The organism is Psychrobacter glaciei, assembly GCF_014652895.1.
Taxonomy (GTDB): domain Bacteria; phylum Pseudomonadota; class Gammaproteobacteria; order Pseudomonadales; family Moraxellaceae; genus Psychrobacter; species Psychrobacter glaciei.
Genome location: NZ_BMZR01000001.1, coordinates 443,755 through 460,465 on the forward strand (window position 1 = coordinate 443,755; position 16,711 = coordinate 460,465).

The 16,711-nt window shown below is 39.3% G+C and carries 15 protein-coding genes; 6 read left to right on the plus strand and 9 right to left on the minus strand.

The annotated features are described in order from the left end of the window. Window positions 1-146 precede the first annotated feature (146 nt). The 5 genes from IE130_RS01945 to IE130_RS01965 all read left to right on the plus strand — a co-directional run bounded on the left by IE130_RS01945 (window position 147) and on the right by IE130_RS01965 (window position 4,187). Window positions 147-437, plus strand: a complete 291-nt coding sequence (locus tag IE130_RS01945) for a hypothetical protein (protein WP_189580931.1) — start codon at window positions 147-149, stop codon at window positions 435-437. Window positions 438-486: 49 nt separating this feature from the next. After that, window positions 487-1,479 (plus strand): DUF932 domain-containing protein, encoded by a 993-nt coding sequence (locus IE130_RS01950; protein WP_189580934.1) that lies wholly within the window; start codon window positions 487-489, stop codon window positions 1,477-1,479. Between the two features lie 106 nt (window positions 1,480-1,585). Continuing rightward, the gene (locus IE130_RS01955) at window positions 1,586-2,713 is read left to right on the plus strand and encodes a YqaJ viral recombinase family nuclease (protein WP_189580938.1); all 1,128 of its coding nucleotides are present in this window, start codon (window positions 1,586-1,588) and stop codon (window positions 2,711-2,713) included. A gap of 140 nt (window positions 2,714-2,853) precedes the next feature. Then, window positions 2,854-3,765 carry a recombination directionality factor gene (locus tag IE130_RS01960; protein ID WP_189580941.1) on the plus strand — a complete coding sequence of 304 codons (912 nt, stop codon included), beginning with the start codon at window positions 2,854-2,856 and terminating at the stop codon, window positions 3,763-3,765. 167 nt (window positions 3,766-3,932) lie between these two features. After that, the gene (locus IE130_RS01965; RefSeq protein ID WP_189580944.1) at window positions 3,933-4,187 is read left to right on the plus strand and encodes a helix-turn-helix transcriptional regulator; all 255 of its coding nucleotides are present in this window, start codon (window positions 3,933-3,935) and stop codon (window positions 4,185-4,187) included. A gap of 71 nt (window positions 4,188-4,258) precedes the next feature. Here the strand turns inward: IE130_RS01965 and IE130_RS01970 are convergent, their stop codons facing one another. The 5 genes from IE130_RS01970 to IE130_RS01990 form a co-directional block, all read right to left on the minus strand. Continuing rightward, a complete protein-coding gene (locus IE130_RS01970) occupies window positions 4,259-4,861 on the minus strand; it encodes a hypothetical protein (RefSeq protein ID WP_189580947.1) in 603 nt (200 codons plus the stop codon). A 174-nt stretch (window positions 4,862-5,035) separates the two neighbouring features. Then, window positions 5,036-5,455 carry a hypothetical protein gene (locus tag IE130_RS01975; RefSeq protein ID WP_227676101.1) on the minus strand — a complete coding sequence of 140 codons (420 nt, stop codon included), beginning with the start codon at window positions 5,453-5,455 and terminating at the stop codon, window positions 5,036-5,038. Window positions 5,456-5,543: 88 nt separating this feature from the next. After that, window positions 5,544-5,978: a hypothetical protein gene (locus IE130_RS01980; protein WP_189580950.1), complete on the minus strand. Its 435-nt coding sequence runs from the start codon at window positions 5,976-5,978 to the stop codon at window positions 5,544-5,546. Window positions 5,979-6,457: 479 nt separating this feature from the next. Further along, entirely contained in the window at window positions 6,458-6,994 is a 537-nt protein-coding gene (locus IE130_RS01985) for a Holliday junction resolvase-like protein (RefSeq protein ID WP_189580953.1), read from the minus strand. 35 nt (window positions 6,995-7,029) lie between these two features. Then, window positions 7,030-7,926: a competence protein CoiA family protein gene (locus IE130_RS01990; protein ID WP_189580956.1), complete on the minus strand. Its 897-nt coding sequence runs from the start codon at window positions 7,924-7,926 to the stop codon at window positions 7,030-7,032. Window positions 7,927-8,037: 111 nt separating this feature from the next. Between IE130_RS01990 and IE130_RS01995 the strand changes: the two genes are divergently transcribed. Next, window positions 8,038-9,117: a hypothetical protein gene (locus tag IE130_RS01995; protein WP_189580958.1), complete on the plus strand. Its 1,080-nt coding sequence runs from the start codon at window positions 8,038-8,040 to the stop codon at window positions 9,115-9,117. An 11-nt stretch (window positions 9,118-9,128) separates the two neighbouring features. Here IE130_RS01995 and IE130_RS02000 read toward each other — a convergent pair whose 3' ends face one another. The 4 genes from IE130_RS02000 to IE130_RS02015 all read right to left on the minus strand — a co-directional run bounded on the left by IE130_RS02000 (window position 9,129) and on the right by IE130_RS02015 (window position 16,702). Further along, the gene (locus IE130_RS02000) at window positions 9,129-10,964 is read right to left on the minus strand and encodes a DUF7380 domain-containing protein (protein WP_189580960.1); all 1,836 of its coding nucleotides are present in this window, start codon (window positions 10,962-10,964) and stop codon (window positions 9,129-9,131) included. A gap of 86 nt (window positions 10,965-11,050) precedes the next feature. Next, a complete protein-coding gene (locus IE130_RS02005) occupies window positions 11,051-13,459 on the minus strand; it encodes a restriction endonuclease-like protein (RefSeq protein WP_189580962.1) in 2,409 nt (802 codons plus the stop codon). A gap of 45 nt (window positions 13,460-13,504) precedes the next feature. Further along, window positions 13,505-15,619: an McrB family protein gene (locus IE130_RS14120; protein WP_201574401.1), complete on the minus strand. Its 2,115-nt coding sequence runs from the start codon at window positions 15,617-15,619 to the stop codon at window positions 13,505-13,507. Window positions 15,620-15,622: 3 nt separating this feature from the next. Beyond that, window positions 15,623-16,702 (minus strand): DNA cytosine methyltransferase, encoded by a 1,080-nt coding sequence (locus IE130_RS02015; RefSeq protein ID WP_189580964.1) that lies wholly within the window; start codon window positions 16,700-16,702, stop codon window positions 15,623-15,625. Window positions 16,703-16,711: the final 9 nt, after the last annotated feature.

The window sequence follows — 16,711 nt, forward strand, 5'->3', positions numbered from 1 at the left end:
GCTATATCTAAGTAATCTTAGATATACACTATCCGTATGAGATAAGGCAGGAAGCCTAGCTACCTGTTTATTAACCCCAATCTATCCTAATCAAAGGCCTGCTTAATCGCAGGCCTTTTTTATGCGCAATCTAAAAGGAGCTATTTATGAGACCGATCTGCCCACACTGTCATTCAGCAAACGTAAGAAGCACTACCGATACTGACAGTCCCTTTAATATCTTTGAGCAACTGTGCTCACAATCTGCCCTATCAGGTCTTGGTGTGAGTATCTGTAGGTATTACAAAATCAATTCAGCAATCGGTGTGGTAGTAGGCACAGCCCTTGCCTCAGCGATTAGCTTGGCTAAAGATAAGCTACAGCAGCCCCCTTTACTCGTTTTGGCAGCAAAGCCCCATTATACCTGCAATACCTGCTCAAGAACTTTCAGCATTTAACCTATCTATCTAACCCATAATTCTAATCAAGTCTAAAAGGAATATTCTCATGGCACATTTAATAGAATCAATGGCATACGTTGGTGAAACCCCTTGGCATGGTCTGGGTAATGAGCTGGCACCTAAGCAGCCACTTGAGGTCTGGGCAAAACAAGCCGGTATGGACTGGCGTATTGAGTCATCGGATGTTAGTTACATGGCTAATAATGACAAAGGGCATAATTTGATCTTGCCCTTTGCTGAGCAGAAGGTTTTATATCGTAGCGATAACTTCGAGCCGCTATCGGTGGTTAGTCAACGTTATCAGGAAGTACAACCTCGTGAGATTCTAGAATTCTATCGTGATCTTACCGAGCAGTCTGACTTTGAGCTGGAAACGGCTGGTGTGCTAAAGGGTGGTCGTAAGCTATGGGCATTGGCCCGTACAGGCCAGTCAGCAACGCTTAAGGGTAAGGATGTGAGTAATGGTTATTTGCTGCTTGCAACCGCTTGTGACGGCACGTTAGCGACTACCGCTCAGTTCACCTCCATCCGTGTGGTGTGTAACAACACACTAGCGATCAGCCTTGCCAACGGCAATGGCGGTGTGGTGAAAGTGCCGCATTCCACATCCTTTGATGCTGACAAGGTCAAACAGCAATTGGGCGTGTCAGTGAAGCAGTGGGAGGAGCACAGCTATGAGATGAAACAGCTATCTGAGCGCCGTGTGACCCAAGCAGAAGCGGCTAACTATCTCAGCCGTGTGTTTAACGATCAAGACAATGACATCATTCTGTTTAACAGTGCTAAGAAAGAGAAGGATGCCGTGCCTAATGCTAAAGCGATGAATCAGGTCATGAAGATGTTTAACGGTCAAGGTCGCGGTGCCACACTCGATGCAGCCAGTGATACCGCCTATGGTTTGCTGTGCAGCATTACTGAGTACGTGGATCATGAAAGGCGTGCGATGAACACTGACAACCGCCTGAACTCGGCTTGGTTCGGTGCTGGTGCTAAGCTGAAACAGAAAGGATTAGAGCAATCGCTATTGATGCTTGCTTAACCAATGATGTTCTAATCTGACAAACAATCAACCACGCCTTTGAGCGTGGTTTTTTTATGACTTTAATTTGATATCAATCAATAACCACTCTACTAAGGAATTCACTATGAACCTAATCGCATTAAATACGACGACTCAGCCAAGACAGGCCAAGCGTGCAACCGTTAAAGTTAAAATGCCAATAAAAACTAAGCATGGTATCGAAGATATACCAAAGACCAAGGTAGAGAATAAATCCGCTAAGCCGTTGGTTAATTCTACAACTACCGCTAAACGCCTGGTCAATACCAAATCTTTGAGCCGTGAAGACTGGCTACAGTTTCGTAAGCAAGGCATTGGCAGCTCTGACGCCGCTGCCGCCTGTGGTATTCATCCGTATTTGTCGATGCTTGAGCTATGGATGATCAAGACAGGACGTATGGCATCAAACATCGATGAAAGCATTGAAGGATATTCACCACTCTATTGGGGCAATACCTTAGAGCCGATGGTGGCTAAATACTATCAAGAACATACTGGTAACAAGGTACGTCGCGTCAATGCCATCTTGCAGCATCCTGATCCTGACAAAGCTTTTATGCTCGCCAACCTAGACTATGCTATTACAGGCAATGATGAGGTACAGATTCTAGAGTGTAAAACGGCTGGTGAACATGGGGCCAAGCTCTGGAAGAATGGTGTGCCGTTGTATGTGACATGCCAAGTACAACATCAACTGGCAGTCACAGGTAAAGCTGCTGCGCACATCTGCGTATTACTGTGTGGACATGAAGCCAAGATATATAAGGTTGAACGTGATGAGCGCTTAATTGACTCTATCATCGAGCATGAGCTTCTGTTCTGGCAATATGTGGAAACCGACACACCGCCCACACCTGACCATTCAGAATCTGCAGCTCGGGCATTAAAGCAGCTGTATCCAACCGCTAAGCCGTCAAGCAAGGTTGATCTAACGGATGATGACGGTGCTAACAAACTGTTTGAGCAATTACTGAGCTACCGTGACTATATGCAAGAGTTAGAGCAGCGTCATGATCAAGTGAAGCATCAGCTGCAAACGCTGATTGCCGATAATGAAGTTGCCGTGTTTGAGAAAGGTGCGATCTCATGGAAGCGCTCTAAAGACAGTATCGGTCTTGATAGCAAGGCTGTAATCAAGGCTCATCCTGAGTTGTTAGCTAAGTTCGGTAAAACAAAGCAAGGCAGCAGACGTTTCGTTGTGCTTAATGACTGAGCTGAAGATCACTCAATCATCAGCGCGGCAACCAATCAGTCAAAGCTGATTAATCAAAGCAAGCGAATAACCACCCACCTAGCACAGGTGGGCTTTTTTATGGCCAAACACATTCTATTAAATACATAAGGAATACCATCATGATTAAAGGTCTAACGATTACTCCACCAGTTTTAGGTCGTATCAGCATCGGGCGTGTCATCGTAAAAGATGGCAAGCGTTTACCTGCCAAAGACGATCAATTCACTATCACCAGTCAAGTGCAGAACAAAGACGGTTGGATCAATCATCCACTTGATGCAAAGCTACGCGCAAAGAACGACGGTAAGCTCAGACAGATTCCTGTACGCATGTTGTTTAATAATCCTGAGTTAAACCTGCGAGCAGAATACACACTGTTCGATAGACAAACAGGCCGTCCACTATGCGTTGGTGACGGTGAGCAATGTCAGAGACGAACCAATAATGGTGTCGAGCAACTACCATGCCCATCCCCTGAACGTTGTCCACTAGCACAAGGTGGTGCTTGTAAGCCGTATGGCAGACTGTACGCAAATCTGAGTGAAGACGATGAGCTTGGTACGTTTATCTTTCGAACTACAGGTTTTAATAGCATCCGTACCTTATCAGCACGCTTAAGCTACTTTGCAGCAGTATCAGGCAATAAGCTTTCATGTTTGCCGTTGCAACTCACGCTTAGAGGTAAAAGCACCACGCAAAGCTATCGAACTCCGATCTACTTTGTGGATTTAACGCTACGTGATGATGTGACACTCAAACAAGCGGTACAAGATGCTGGGGCAATTGATCGGGAGCTGAGCGAACATGGCTTTGATCAAGCAGCACTAGAGGCAGCAGCGAAACAAGGTTATGTGAACTCGTGCTTTGGTGTCGATAGCGAAGATGCAATGGAGGTGGTGGATGAGTTTTATCCTGTGGAGATGGATGATGCTAATAGCAATCATCAAGGAGGATTGCAAAATAGTATCGCTCCCTACAATGTCGGTAATATTGAAAGAAGTCTAAGGGAGAGTGTGACAGCTATAAGTTAAAGCAGTGGTAAGGATAGACGGCATAAGAAGGAGCTGATTCATTCAGCTCTTTTTTTATTGCTTCATTTAAAGCTAACCCTTGGACTCAATAGGATGCCGTAAAAAAATATGGGACTTCGTAACTGTATGAGAAGAAAGATTCTCATTAACTTACAAAGGAGATAATCATGGAAAACTTAAACACAGCACAGCCAGTGATCGAGCAATGCAATCATATACCGCAATTATTGAGTGTTAAAGATGTTGGCCATTATACTGGTCTTAGTCGTTCTACGATTTATGAGATGGTTAATGAGAAATCTGATCGTTACGATCCAACTTTTCCTAAGAAGGTACAGCTGACACAGGTTAGGGTAGTATGGGTAGCGAGTGAGGTTGCAGAGTGGATTAATAATAAGATAGCTGATAGGCTTTGCCGATAGGCAGTAATTTAAAATAAGCCACCGCTAGTGGCTTATTTTTTTGTTTAGTATTGTCATCCATCTACCACTCATTAAGTACAAGCGTTAGCGTACTCAGCTTCTGTTAAGTCTGGGTTACGACAGTCTTCCGATGCATCATACCCATCTTTATAACGTGAACGTTCTATAATGAATTTACGTAAAGAACTCTCTTCACTACCATCGAGTGTAAAATCATTGAGTAAGTCTATCATTTCTTGTGAGGTTTCAAGATCATTGTCAACTAGATAATCAATGTGTGCCGCTTGAGCAGGTGTTAGTGGCCCCGTTATTTCTTTGTAGTCAACTCTTGTAGCATTATCATGGGAGTCGTCATCACCCTTATCAATAGTAATATTACTTACTTCTGATAAGGGTGTAGTACTAGCATCATGCTGCTCACGTAGTTGTGTAGTACGTAGATCTTGGAGTACATCATCGGTACAAACTCCATCGTTGTTTTCTCCGCAGACAATGATGCCATTCGAATCATACTGGAGTTTGCTTACTATCTCTGTTTCTGGTCCTTCCTGAGAGAATTCCGAGCCTACTGCCTCCTCAGATAGTACTATGTCACTTGACTTATTACCTGCGTTAGATTCACAGCCAGCTAAAAGCGCAAGAGCAACAGTACATCCTAACAAAACACTTTTCATTATTACAATCCTTGTTCGATTTGTTGTTCAAATACCAGAATTAAGGTCAGTTGTGATAGTGAAATATAACTAGTCTCTGATAAAATTGAGAGTGATTTATGATGGTAAGATTAGTTTACTCGTATTTATAGATATCAAATAAGTAGGTCATATTACTTAATATACTTTTTAAAGCTATTTCTTAGAATCTAAATAATAGAGTACAGCTAAACCTTCAGCGAAAATTCGCTCGTCAGCCTTACTCGCGGAACCACCCTTGTAAAAAACTTCCTCAGCAGATGAAGCTAAGGTTGATGAGCGATCATTATTAAAACTAGCACCTTTCCATAAGCCATAACCATCACCGTCTTTTGCTTGTTTTTTCGTCTCGCAGTCTGGACCGTAAGCAGTTTTAAAACAGTTAGGAACAGACTTCCATTGTTTAGATAAAGCATAAAAAGCATTGCAATCTTGGTTGCTGTTACAGCGCTTGATCTTAGGAGCAAGTTTTGGATTGTTATAATACTTATTCATCGTAGCAACATCGGCATGGCTTACTGAAAACATAGCGGCACAGCTAATACCCATAGCGATTTTTAAAAGTTTATTTCTCAAAGTGACATCCTTATTTTCCTGATAAAAATTACTTACTCATCAGCATCATTATAAAAGTAGTAACGCTTTTAAAGCGTTAGTTATATCCTTACCACAGACGGATATGATCCTTATTGCTAGAAGCTTTATCAATAAAAAGTCCGCGTGATAAATCAACACCCCAGCCGTTTTTATCATCTTTGTCTCTAAGCCTATATCCCCAGCCCTCTTTATTGTTTAAATTTACCATCTCCATACTGTCTACATATGCATAACGGCTTATATCACTATCTGGCCACTTAATGCTTATAACTTTTAGAGCTTCATTAGGCCCATAGAACTCTTTAAGGTTAGGATGAGCACTCGATTTAATGTAGCTATGGGTCACTAAGCATTTTTTAGTAGCTGTTTTACCTTTGTAAGCGCAATTAAAATAAGCATTACTCTCACTAGAGTCCATAAACTCTCTGATCGTTGGTCCGGCTTGAGCTTGAGTTACTACTGAACATACAGCGAAACATGCAACATACGAGAGTAACTTCATTGTTTGTCCTACCAACTGATGTTTATTAAAAGAGCATTATATATTAAAGAACAAAGTTTTACTCTATGATAATTACCAAAGAGAAACAACTGTGTAATAATAAAAATTAAGCTAGATCGAAAAAATAATAGAGATGAACTTGGCAGCTTGCTAAAGCTAAAAATGGTTCGTCGTAGCTAGCGTAGTAAGTAAAAAATAAAAGCTGTCTGAAATATCCAAGGTTATAGGATATACCCAACATCAGATTAATTTTCAGCAGTATAATATTCGGGTCCAATAGAATAATAAAAATAGTCTTTTCAATTAAAAGACTATTTATAGACTATTTTAAAATAAAAAAACTATATAAATCAATTACTTAATCTTGTCTCTAGAGATTAAGTAAAAAGACTTTTTTAGTAATTAGTCTTATTTATTATTATTTGCATCGAAAAATACTAGTAAATTACGTAAGAGTCAAAAAGTATAATTAGGCTCATTTATGCGCTTACCTGAACGTGCATCTCTTCCGTATTTTCGCAGTGTTTTATCCTAAGCTCCTTAAAGCTCACCTGCCCATTTTCGATTACTTGCTTAATAATCTTCTGTCGCTGGTTGAGTCTCGCATTTCCTGTTTTAACTTCTGCAATAATAAGTTGAACGTTCTCGATAGGTACGTTGCCATCAGCGCACTCGTGTAAATTTTGGAAGATGACATAGTCAATCGGTTCCCCCATAAATCGGCAGTCTGAAGGGTTATAAGGAAAATCAGTGATAAAGGGTGTGAATTGTTCACCAATTTGACCTTTCAATACATTACGCTGCATATTGTTTGAACGCTTTTGCGCCTCTTTAATATCTTTATCTAATCGCTGTTGAAAGCCTGCTTCTTTTTCAAGCATATCGTTCTTAATTTGCGCAATATCCCGCTCGCTCTCTAGTAGAGCCTTATTTTGCAATTGTATTCGCTGTATAGTCCATACCAGTAGCGTCATCATTAGCAAGATGATAATTAGTAGTATTGTAGTAAGAGTCATGATCTTATTCTCCGTAGTATCAAGTAGGGGCATATTTAAGCAGTAAAAGTCATGTCCATTTCTTGTAGTCGTTGAAAGACAGTATCTGAAAACGGTTTGAAGTAATTCCATGACTTATATTTTTGATTGTATTGACCACCGCCTTCGTTACGCCATTGCTTGAGTATCTCAATAACATCATGGTTGTAGGTCACACACTTAATGGACACCATGCCTGAATTAAAGACCCTGACATCTACCCAAGCATGTTTGATGGTAAAGCGATAAATGGTATAGCCCTTATCAAAGCTTCCGTTGCTATTCTCATCAGTGCTGCTCTGGCAATTATAGAGAGGCTCAGGTAATGGCGTAGGAGTTACTGGTATGGTTAATGAGTTCGGTGCTGGAAATATCCATTGCTTATTACTGACACAGTCTAGAATATAATCTTTGGCTTCCTCACTTGGCAATTCAATACCTTGCGTGATAATTTCTCTCAAATCGATCTCAACGGTCTTAATACCTAATTGCTTAATAAAATCCGCTTTATCGGTATCGATGAAAGAAGTCACAGCAACTTCAATAAACATCATTTCTCCGTCAACCGTTGCGACTATATCAGGTCGAATACAGCCAACAGCTTGTTCCTCAATCAGCTGATCAAATTCCCAAGTTTTATCCTCACTATTTTCGTCATCAGGTAGTGAGGGCAGTGTTAGATACCTCTCTTCCATAATGACTTGTTTAGCAAACTTGTGTAGGATACTTTCAGGGTGAATAGTGCAACTTTCTTTATTGTTGAGATGCGCAAAATGATGCTCATTTTTTTCACCTTTACGAGCCACTACGGGCTCACCACATTCAAAGCAAAAACACATACAAGCTAGACCTCGCTCGACTTGCTTAACATTGACGATTTGCTTTTGCTCATTAACAGCGATTGACATTGACATAGTTACCATCCTTTTGTTAGTTGGTTAGGAGTGAGGTAATTATGAGGTGAAATTGAGTTCTAAAACAGCTATCTATTAGGTGTCCAACAGAGGCTTAACCGGTACAATAATATGAAAAACAAGCACTTAACAGTATTTAATGAGTTGCATGATCAGCTTTTGAATTACCCTCGTGACACCCTTTGGGATAAGTATTTACAGATTATCGTCAATGAGCAGCTGAGAAAAATTGAATATTCAGATGAAGGGTTTGAGCCTGAGAAAATGTCAAGGCAACAGATATATGCTAAAGCAAAAAAGATTGATGAAAAAAGAGTAGACAGTCAGACTGCTAAAAATGCGGTTAAGACGTCGAAGCTTGAACTCACTTTGGCAGCATTTATTGACGACCAACCGGATTGTAAAAGAGCATTTATAGACCTAGGATATCAGCCAATCATTGTCACTTCAGCATCAGGGGGTGGGTCAAAGAATAAAACATTGATATGGATGGATATTGAGGTTATCGAAAGTGAGGATGTAGCGCAGGAACAGATAGATGAATCTTCTGTTGTAGAGTCTGATGAAGAGCTCGAAGATACTGAGGATGTAAGTAGTATCATTTATGAGCGTAAAGCTACTTCTGATATTAAGCTCTCTTTACTTGTTCGGCTTTTCTTCAAAAAGGGTGAGCTTAAGATGCTGAGTGTAAGCGGAATCTCGCTTATGTTATTATTAATGCTAAGTGCTCTGCTGGATATTGTTATTGTTATATACTCAATATTAGTCCTTTTATTATTGAGTGATTTACCCAGCTTTAAACTTTGGCAAGCCATGGTTTTTGTGGTATTTATTCCTTTTGCTTATCTCAACTGGCGATATTTTCTTATGCCCTTACAGTCGTTACCTCGACATCGCGTGATTAAAGCACCTATGTTCTTTGCTAACATTAACGCTGATAATACGGATATTGAGATGTACCGAAACAAAGATAAGCTCAACATAGCAAGGATTACAGAGTTCACTGCAGTCTGTCCAATTTGCTCTGGAGTAATAGAGTTGGCGAATGGTAAGCCTGATCAAAAGCAACCATTAGTAGGACGATGTAAAGAAGCGCCACATGCTCATGTATATAGCTTTGATCGGATGACTATGAAGGGGTACTTTTTAAGTATTAAAGATTATTCCGTGAATAACGTACTTGGACTTTAGACTTAAACAATTTATTCAACATTAGATGTGTTAGAGTCAAATAGCGACCTAACTACCAATCTCAAAATCATCCACCACGCATAAACCGATACTTGAGAACCAGAGCTTTGATCATTCAGTAAACCGTGAGCAACATCGTTGCGTAAGTTAGCGCCAATAGATTCGGTGAAGACAGCTTTTAATTCGAACAGTAGGTCTTCACCTAGTACCTCCTCAGCTTGCTCATGCTTGAGTAATGTTGATAAACCATTTTCATTTTCAATACCACCTTTATCGATAGTAGTGGTATGAACGCCATTATTTTTTAAACAAATTCTCACTATATGTTCGACTTGAGGAGCAAGTAAATGAATGCTGTTTCTAAAGTCGTGCTCAAAACCGCTCCATAGAGCACTAGCTAAAAGGTACTCTCGACCTTCAGGAACTATGGGTGAAAGTTCACATAGCTGTATTAAGTATTCCTTTGTTACTCTAAAATCCATAAGAATTTGGTTTAATGCTGGGACGATGCTTCCTTGCACCATAAACTGTATGTTTAACTGAAAGTCTTGAGTCATTTTACTAAATATTACTGGTTCGCTTTCTTCTTCTGTTTTGTAATCAAGACCTAATGCTGGAGTTTTAGCAGTAACTCGCCCATCTCCAGAATAATGAATGTTACCAAACAAGCTACTCAGAAAATACTGTTGGTGACTTTCTAAGGCTTGAGATCGCAGGTCTTTATATATGGGAGAGGGAAAGGCAGTAAAATATAATAAAGCATGATTTAGATCTTGCTTATCTGATACATGCTCTATAGACGCCTTAACGGTATCAGTTATATCAACACTAGGTAGCTGAAAAACAGGCATTTCATCTAATATGTTGTGACCTGTTTCAATAATCTTATCTCTGACAGAAACCATCTTCTCATTAACAGCGTACAAACTTCTCTTTGCTTTTGGAACTTTTCGATAAGTCTGAAGAGCATTTTCATAGCTATGATTAGCAGCCATTTGACCTTGAATATTATTTGTTACTTGAGAGTCACCTTCAAGTACAAAGCATTCAGCTGACAAGAGCAAACAGTTTAGCCACTTATCATCTTCTTGTTGAGCCCTAAAAAACTTTTCAGCCACATCAAGATGATCACGAGCTTGCCAATAGTTACCTGAATTTAAAAGGTTTATACCATGACCACATAGCTCTTCTGCAATTCTTGTCAGATCATCTCTAAGTAGATGGTGATCTCCAATCATCTCACCAAGCCAGAGATTCATAAAATGGCTATCTGAGTAATGTTTTTCAAAAGCAATTTTTAGTATTGACTCGATATTTTGTATTTTTTGACGATCTTTTGTTTGTCTAGCTAACTGAACGCATCGCTCCCAGCACTGTTTTATATCAGGGTGCCATGTTTCAGGGTCGATCGGAAGTTGCATATAGCTTTCTATAGCAGCTTGTGCGTAATCGACTTTTCTTGGACTTGCGCATAACCAAAGTATGTCAGCAAAGCGAGCTCTAATCATAGGGTCTGTTATGTTGGTATAAACATCTGCTATGAAATCTAGCTGTTCATTTGTTAAATCATCTGGAATAGCTGATCGCTGAATAGTATTTCCATCAGAGTAAGTGGTGCCAGCTTTAAAAGGGTCGTTAGGACTACTTGGATTGATTGCCATTGAGCAGATATCTGAAGCAAGTTGTAACGCATTAGCTAAAGCTTCATTACCTTGTCCTCGTTCCAGATTTGCTTGCTTGTAGTAAGCTACAGATATAGAGGAGTATCCAAGCTCAAATGGATCATTAATGTTCAGATTGCTATTATTGATAAACTCAGTAGCGGAGCATAAAGTAGAATCTGACATTGATGCTTTCCTTGTTTTTTATAAATAATTTGTACTCAAATAAATTTTATTATGACGGCTGCTTTGACTTGAGCTACGATTGGTTGCTATGAGACCGTTATCTTGGAACAGAACTCTTGATATACTGGTTCAATATCGTTGAAGTCACTGACGCTTTGCAAGCATCTTAAAGTGGTCAGCTTAAAGTATTGTTGAGTAGAGTCAGGTACGTTATTGATTTTGCTTTGTAACTTTAACGGCTGATCAAGCTCAAAAATAAAATGGTCTGTGAGAGCGACCATTTTTTTCACAGGCCATGCATATTCAATGTCGCAACAGTTAGAGTCGAGATCAGAACATAGAGCTAAGCTTAAATAGCGAACTTCTTTTAAAATATGGTAGTCATATCTAGTGAATAGACTATTTTTAGATAAAGTATAAAGCGCGACAGTACCGTCTTTAACAAGCCCATAATTGCTATCACTTTTATCTACAGCTAGCGTTAGAGTTAAGTCTTGATATAGTATTTGTCGCATACCATCGTACGGAATACGCACGGCATCCTGTAAGTAAATATTCTCTTCCATACTGGACTTGTATTGAGGGGGAGCTAAGTCTGATACATCGCTAGAAATGCGTTTACCGATATTTTGACGTAAGAAATTTAGTAGCCAATAGCAGCTGTTATCAGCTTCTGTACTGTTTTGAGTTAGGCTAGGTAATAACGCAAAAGCACCAATACTTATTTCATCGATAGTATCAGAGTAAGGGTTGGCTTCACTTATTTGATCAAAATAGCCAGGATATAACACAAAGGCACCAAAAACAGGACGGCTCTTATCCACACCGTTCTTGTGTTTGCTTTCATTAACGCGGATCAATGCATCACGGTAACGGTGCATTTGATTGATAGCATCATCAGGTACATAATCAGTCACTTCGATATCTTGATTGACATCATCGTACTGACTGTTTTTGGTTTTTATACGGTATTTTGCATCGAATAACCAGATAAACTGTCTATTATTAGGGAAGGTAACTTCTAATAAAATATCAGGTTTTTGACTGACGGAATAAGTTCGAATCGCTTTGGTGGTTTTATTAAATGGTGGTTCATGAGCCAATCTTGCTTTAACGCCATCATCACGTTCAAATTTAAATGCACCAGCAAATCCATCTTTTAGCTGATATTCAAAAAACTTCTTAAGTTGTAATTCTTGTTTCTTAGTAGCGACTTCCTTAAAACCTAACTCATCTATTAGGATATTTCTTAAAGTAAGAAAGCACCACACCTCATAGATTTCTGCAACTGATTTCATGGAAATGCTGGATTGATTATCAAACACATCCAAGTAAAATTTTAACTCTTGCCAAATTCTATATACTGAACTGTAGCCCACCTTTTGTTGCAACACCAATGATTCTCGACCATGATCATTATAGTTACCAACATTAGCCATAAAGCCTTGCTTTAGCATCTTTTGTAGGGGTTGTTGCCACTGATTAAGCTCATCTAAGAATGCATGTGATAGTCTTTGAGAGACTGACTTTTTATTATCTTGTCTAAGCTTATGCTCAAAATCAGCCAGTCGTTTTTTGGTAGTGGATACAACCATTTTGATAAAACGATTTTCTGGAGTATCAACACTGAGCTGTTTTTTTGTGACTCGATAACGCTGTTCATGCAGACCCTTATCGAGATCTTCCTTTATTTTTTCTCCTAATCGCGCAGGTATTTTGCCTTTTATTCTCGCAGCTTTAGTATAAGACGTTTGAGCCTGTAAGCGACTATGCGGTGCTTGGCTGATAACCTTTAAGGCATGAGACAGTTGATGACGTAAATGGCTGAAGTTTGCCAGCCAAAGCAGTGGAAATTGATGGCGTTGTTTGGTTTGCGCACTATCTTGTTCCGTCTTTTCGACCAAACTAAATCGCCAAAGTGGAAAGGAATTATCAATAGCCTGATACATCTTAGGTAAGTCATCATGCAAACTCATCTTAGTAGGTAGCACTTCAAAAGCAATGGTACTTTTAAGGGTTTGAGATGACTTGATGTAATTAAAGGGTAGGCGTAGCCAACCAACATCATTTGCAGTATTGATCGTACCTGTTAGGCGTGCTAGCGTTGAACGTTGTTTATTTGCCTTAATAAACCGAAAGCTCTTGTTAATAGCGTGGCTACGATGGCTCAGATACGCTTCTTCCACGTCACCAGTAAAGATGACTTCAAACTGATATTGAAGGTTCTCAAAAAAGATAAAATCATCTAATTCTAAAGACTCTACCAAGCCCGAAGGAGTTGAGCTGCCTTCTATAGCAAAGGGTTTATCCATAAAATCAGTGTTGAGAATATCTAAGGGCGGAGAAAAGCGCACTATAGATGGTTGAGCATTATGATCGCTTATGGCCTCACGTTTCTCTAAAGTAGACTGATAGGTCTTTTGACGTTTCTCAATGTCATTGCACCAAATGGACAGCTCAAAATCAGGGGTTTGTATCCTTAACAGATCTGGCATTATTACTCCATTGGTTTTGCTATATCTATTCTATAATTGCAAGTTTTATGGCCAAAAGCTAGTAAAGCCAGAACGCTCTAAACGTTGTTGCATCCAAGCCAGTTTAGCCTTGCTACGGCAAGTGATATTTAAGACGCTACCATCTATGTCTTTACGATATAAATCAGGACGTAGTTTATCTTGATCGTCTTCCATAGACCAAATATCAACAAGTTCTTGCTTTAAGATAGCGGTTAATTCTGTGAGTAACGACTTCTCATGACTGCTAACGGAATCATCTATAACTGCTAACTTGTCATGATCTCCTTCGATGCGCGGCAATACTTTGCACATCAAAAAGTCATCCCATACAGCTTGCAGTTGCTTCTCATCTTCAGGATAGGTGCTAATCACAGCAAGCAGTAGTTCATTCAATGCTCTAAAAGCCAGTTGAAAAGGTGTATCATCTAATACTTTATTGATTGATTTCAGAAAATCAATGCTCTTACTGCCATCACTATCTATGGGCGGTAACTGATCGATAGAGGCTTGAGAGTCAATAGGGTAGCTCAAGGCGTTATGAGTGACCGTCGGTTCAAAGAAATGATCAAAATCATTGGGAAAAAAATCACCAAAATCAAAACTCAAAGCACGATCGATGACTTTACGCGAAAAGCCATGTGTGGTTTCATCCATATTGACTGTCCCAGCTACGATCAAATTAAAGGGCAGACCTAACCCATGCTCACAGAACAAGTCCCAAGCATCATCGTACCGCCCATCTGCAAAACCTAACGCATCACGTAGTTTGCTTTTATCTTCTAATTGCCCAATGGTCCCTGACTTTAAAAGCGGATCGCAGTAATAAGTGAATTGTTCTTCAGCCCATCGCCACTCACGAGTTTCTAGAACGGAAAGATAGTCGGCAAAATATTGTTCGACAGGGGCTAAGTTCATCTCATCTAAGCATAGCCAGTAAGGCAGTACTTGGTTAAGCTCGCTTTTTTCACCTATGACAGCGAGACCGTTACCCTCAGGCTCTAGCTCAAGACCTGCATCAACAATCGCACGCCATGCTTTGGCGATGAACTGTAGTACATCAGTGGTAATATATTCAGCATTACCATCACCGCCTAAGCGTGATATATAACCAAGTATATCGCTAGGTTCATGCCAATCAGGACGTACGGAGGTCAGGCAGTAAGTGTCACTAATACTGCCTGTGGCTTTGGCTTGCTCACGGACAAAGCGAGTTTTACCTGTACCGGAAATACCAGCTAACAGTAGGAAGGGTTTGGACAGGGGCATTATATTATCAGGAAGAGGTTTTTGCTCTTTTTGCGATGTTTGAATTAGTACATAATTTTCATTCTGTTTTAGAATTTTATAATCATCATAAAGCTCATTAAATATGGTAATTAACGTCTGTATATCTAATCGAGAGTCAGTGCCATCTGTCCACTGATTAGATAAATAGTATAAATCTGTTCCTACTTTAATAGGTTCGGCAAAGAAACGTAATTTATCTCCTCGCTTTAGCTCGTTTTCAGGGATGGGTTTATCTGATTTTTTAAAAATGGATGTTAGTCGCTGATCATTTAGCTCAATATTATAGCTTCTTGAGTTTAGGTTTTTTTCTATTAAGTATTGGAAGAGAGATGACTCAAGTTGATTATTAGTCAAAAATACTAGGAGTTCAAAAACAAATTTTCCGATTATTTTTTCCGATAGAATTGATGTGGTATTATTAGCTGAGATCAATGAGTGGGCATACGTTTCATCACTTACATCGAGTAGCTCACCCAGCGGATGAACTTCACCATCCATCCACTGTAATACTTTATTCCTAGAATTATTTCTACCTTGATTAGGCTTCATATATCCTACATGAGGGAGGCTTGCTATTACTGTCTCAATTATTGTTCTATCATTACCACTAGATCGTAATACAGTATCTACATGAATAGGATTTCCGTCTTTTAATCTGTTTATTACAGACTCAATGCGTTCCCATCTTATTGTGATACTACCTTCATCTCTTGCTACATTAATTCTACCACCATCAGCCCAGTCAATACTTTCAATAATGACAGTTTTAGATCTAGAGATATAACTAAGCTCTTTACCTATTAAATTGTCTATCCATTGCTGTATTTGGCCTTTTTCTATTTCTGACAACATGATTTATTCTTCCAAATAATCTTTTATAGTTGAGGCAATACCATATGAAAATAAGAAAGGTACACCATTACCTATAGTCTTAAACATAGCGCTAAGAGTCATAGTTTGGGGCAGCTCAAAACCTTTGGGTAAAGATTGAATTGATAGAGCCTCTGCTGCTGACAACCTTCTTGCTTTAAAAGGATGTAAATGAACTTCATTATTTCCATACGCTGCTGTTGGTGAATATCTAAACCTATGCAAGCGTTTGTAAGACTTTTTAGAAGTGTCGCCTTCGTCTATTACTAGGAATTTAGCTAGGCCAGCTCTAGGAGTAAAATGTGCTTCTGCATTTGGATGGTTTGGCACATCATTTTTATCAAACCAATGTTGTACTGTTAGTTCTTCTGGAACCCCTGCCGGTATAGTAGGTTGGCTTTCGAATGGATTTCTATCAGGCCAATCGTAACTTGATATATCTTCTTTAGAATATTTCATATGGCTTTCCCATGGAAAAGCATCTTTATTTTTAACAATATCAGCCTTACAGCCAAAAAGGATTATTCGATCTCTATCCTGCGGTACGCCGTACTCTAGAGAGTTAATAAGCCTATCTTGTAAGACATAACCCTCAGCTAAGAGCTCTTTTTTTAAGCCGTCATAGAACTCTCTATGTTTCTTAGTGCGCCATAAACCTTTTACGTTTTCAAAAACAAACCAATCGGGCTGGAACTTCTTTATACAATCTATATACGTTTTGGATAGCTTACCGTTTTCACCATCTTTTCCTTTATTTTTACCGCCTACTGAAAAGTCAGGACATGGAGGCCCGCCAATAAAACCAACTAGTTTTCCTAATTTTTTTTCTTCATTCACATTTTCTTTTAATAGATGCTCACCATTATCATTTAAGAATTGATCAATAGAGTATTCATGATAACCATATTTTGGATATGGAATACCCATAACTTGACGACTATATTGATAAGCATATATGAAAGACTTATCAATTTCATTGACGAAAACAACTTCAAAACCAGATTTTTCGAAACCCAAGTCTAAAAAGCCTGCACCAGAAAAAAAAGAAAAAATAACACTATTCAAGGTAGCCAC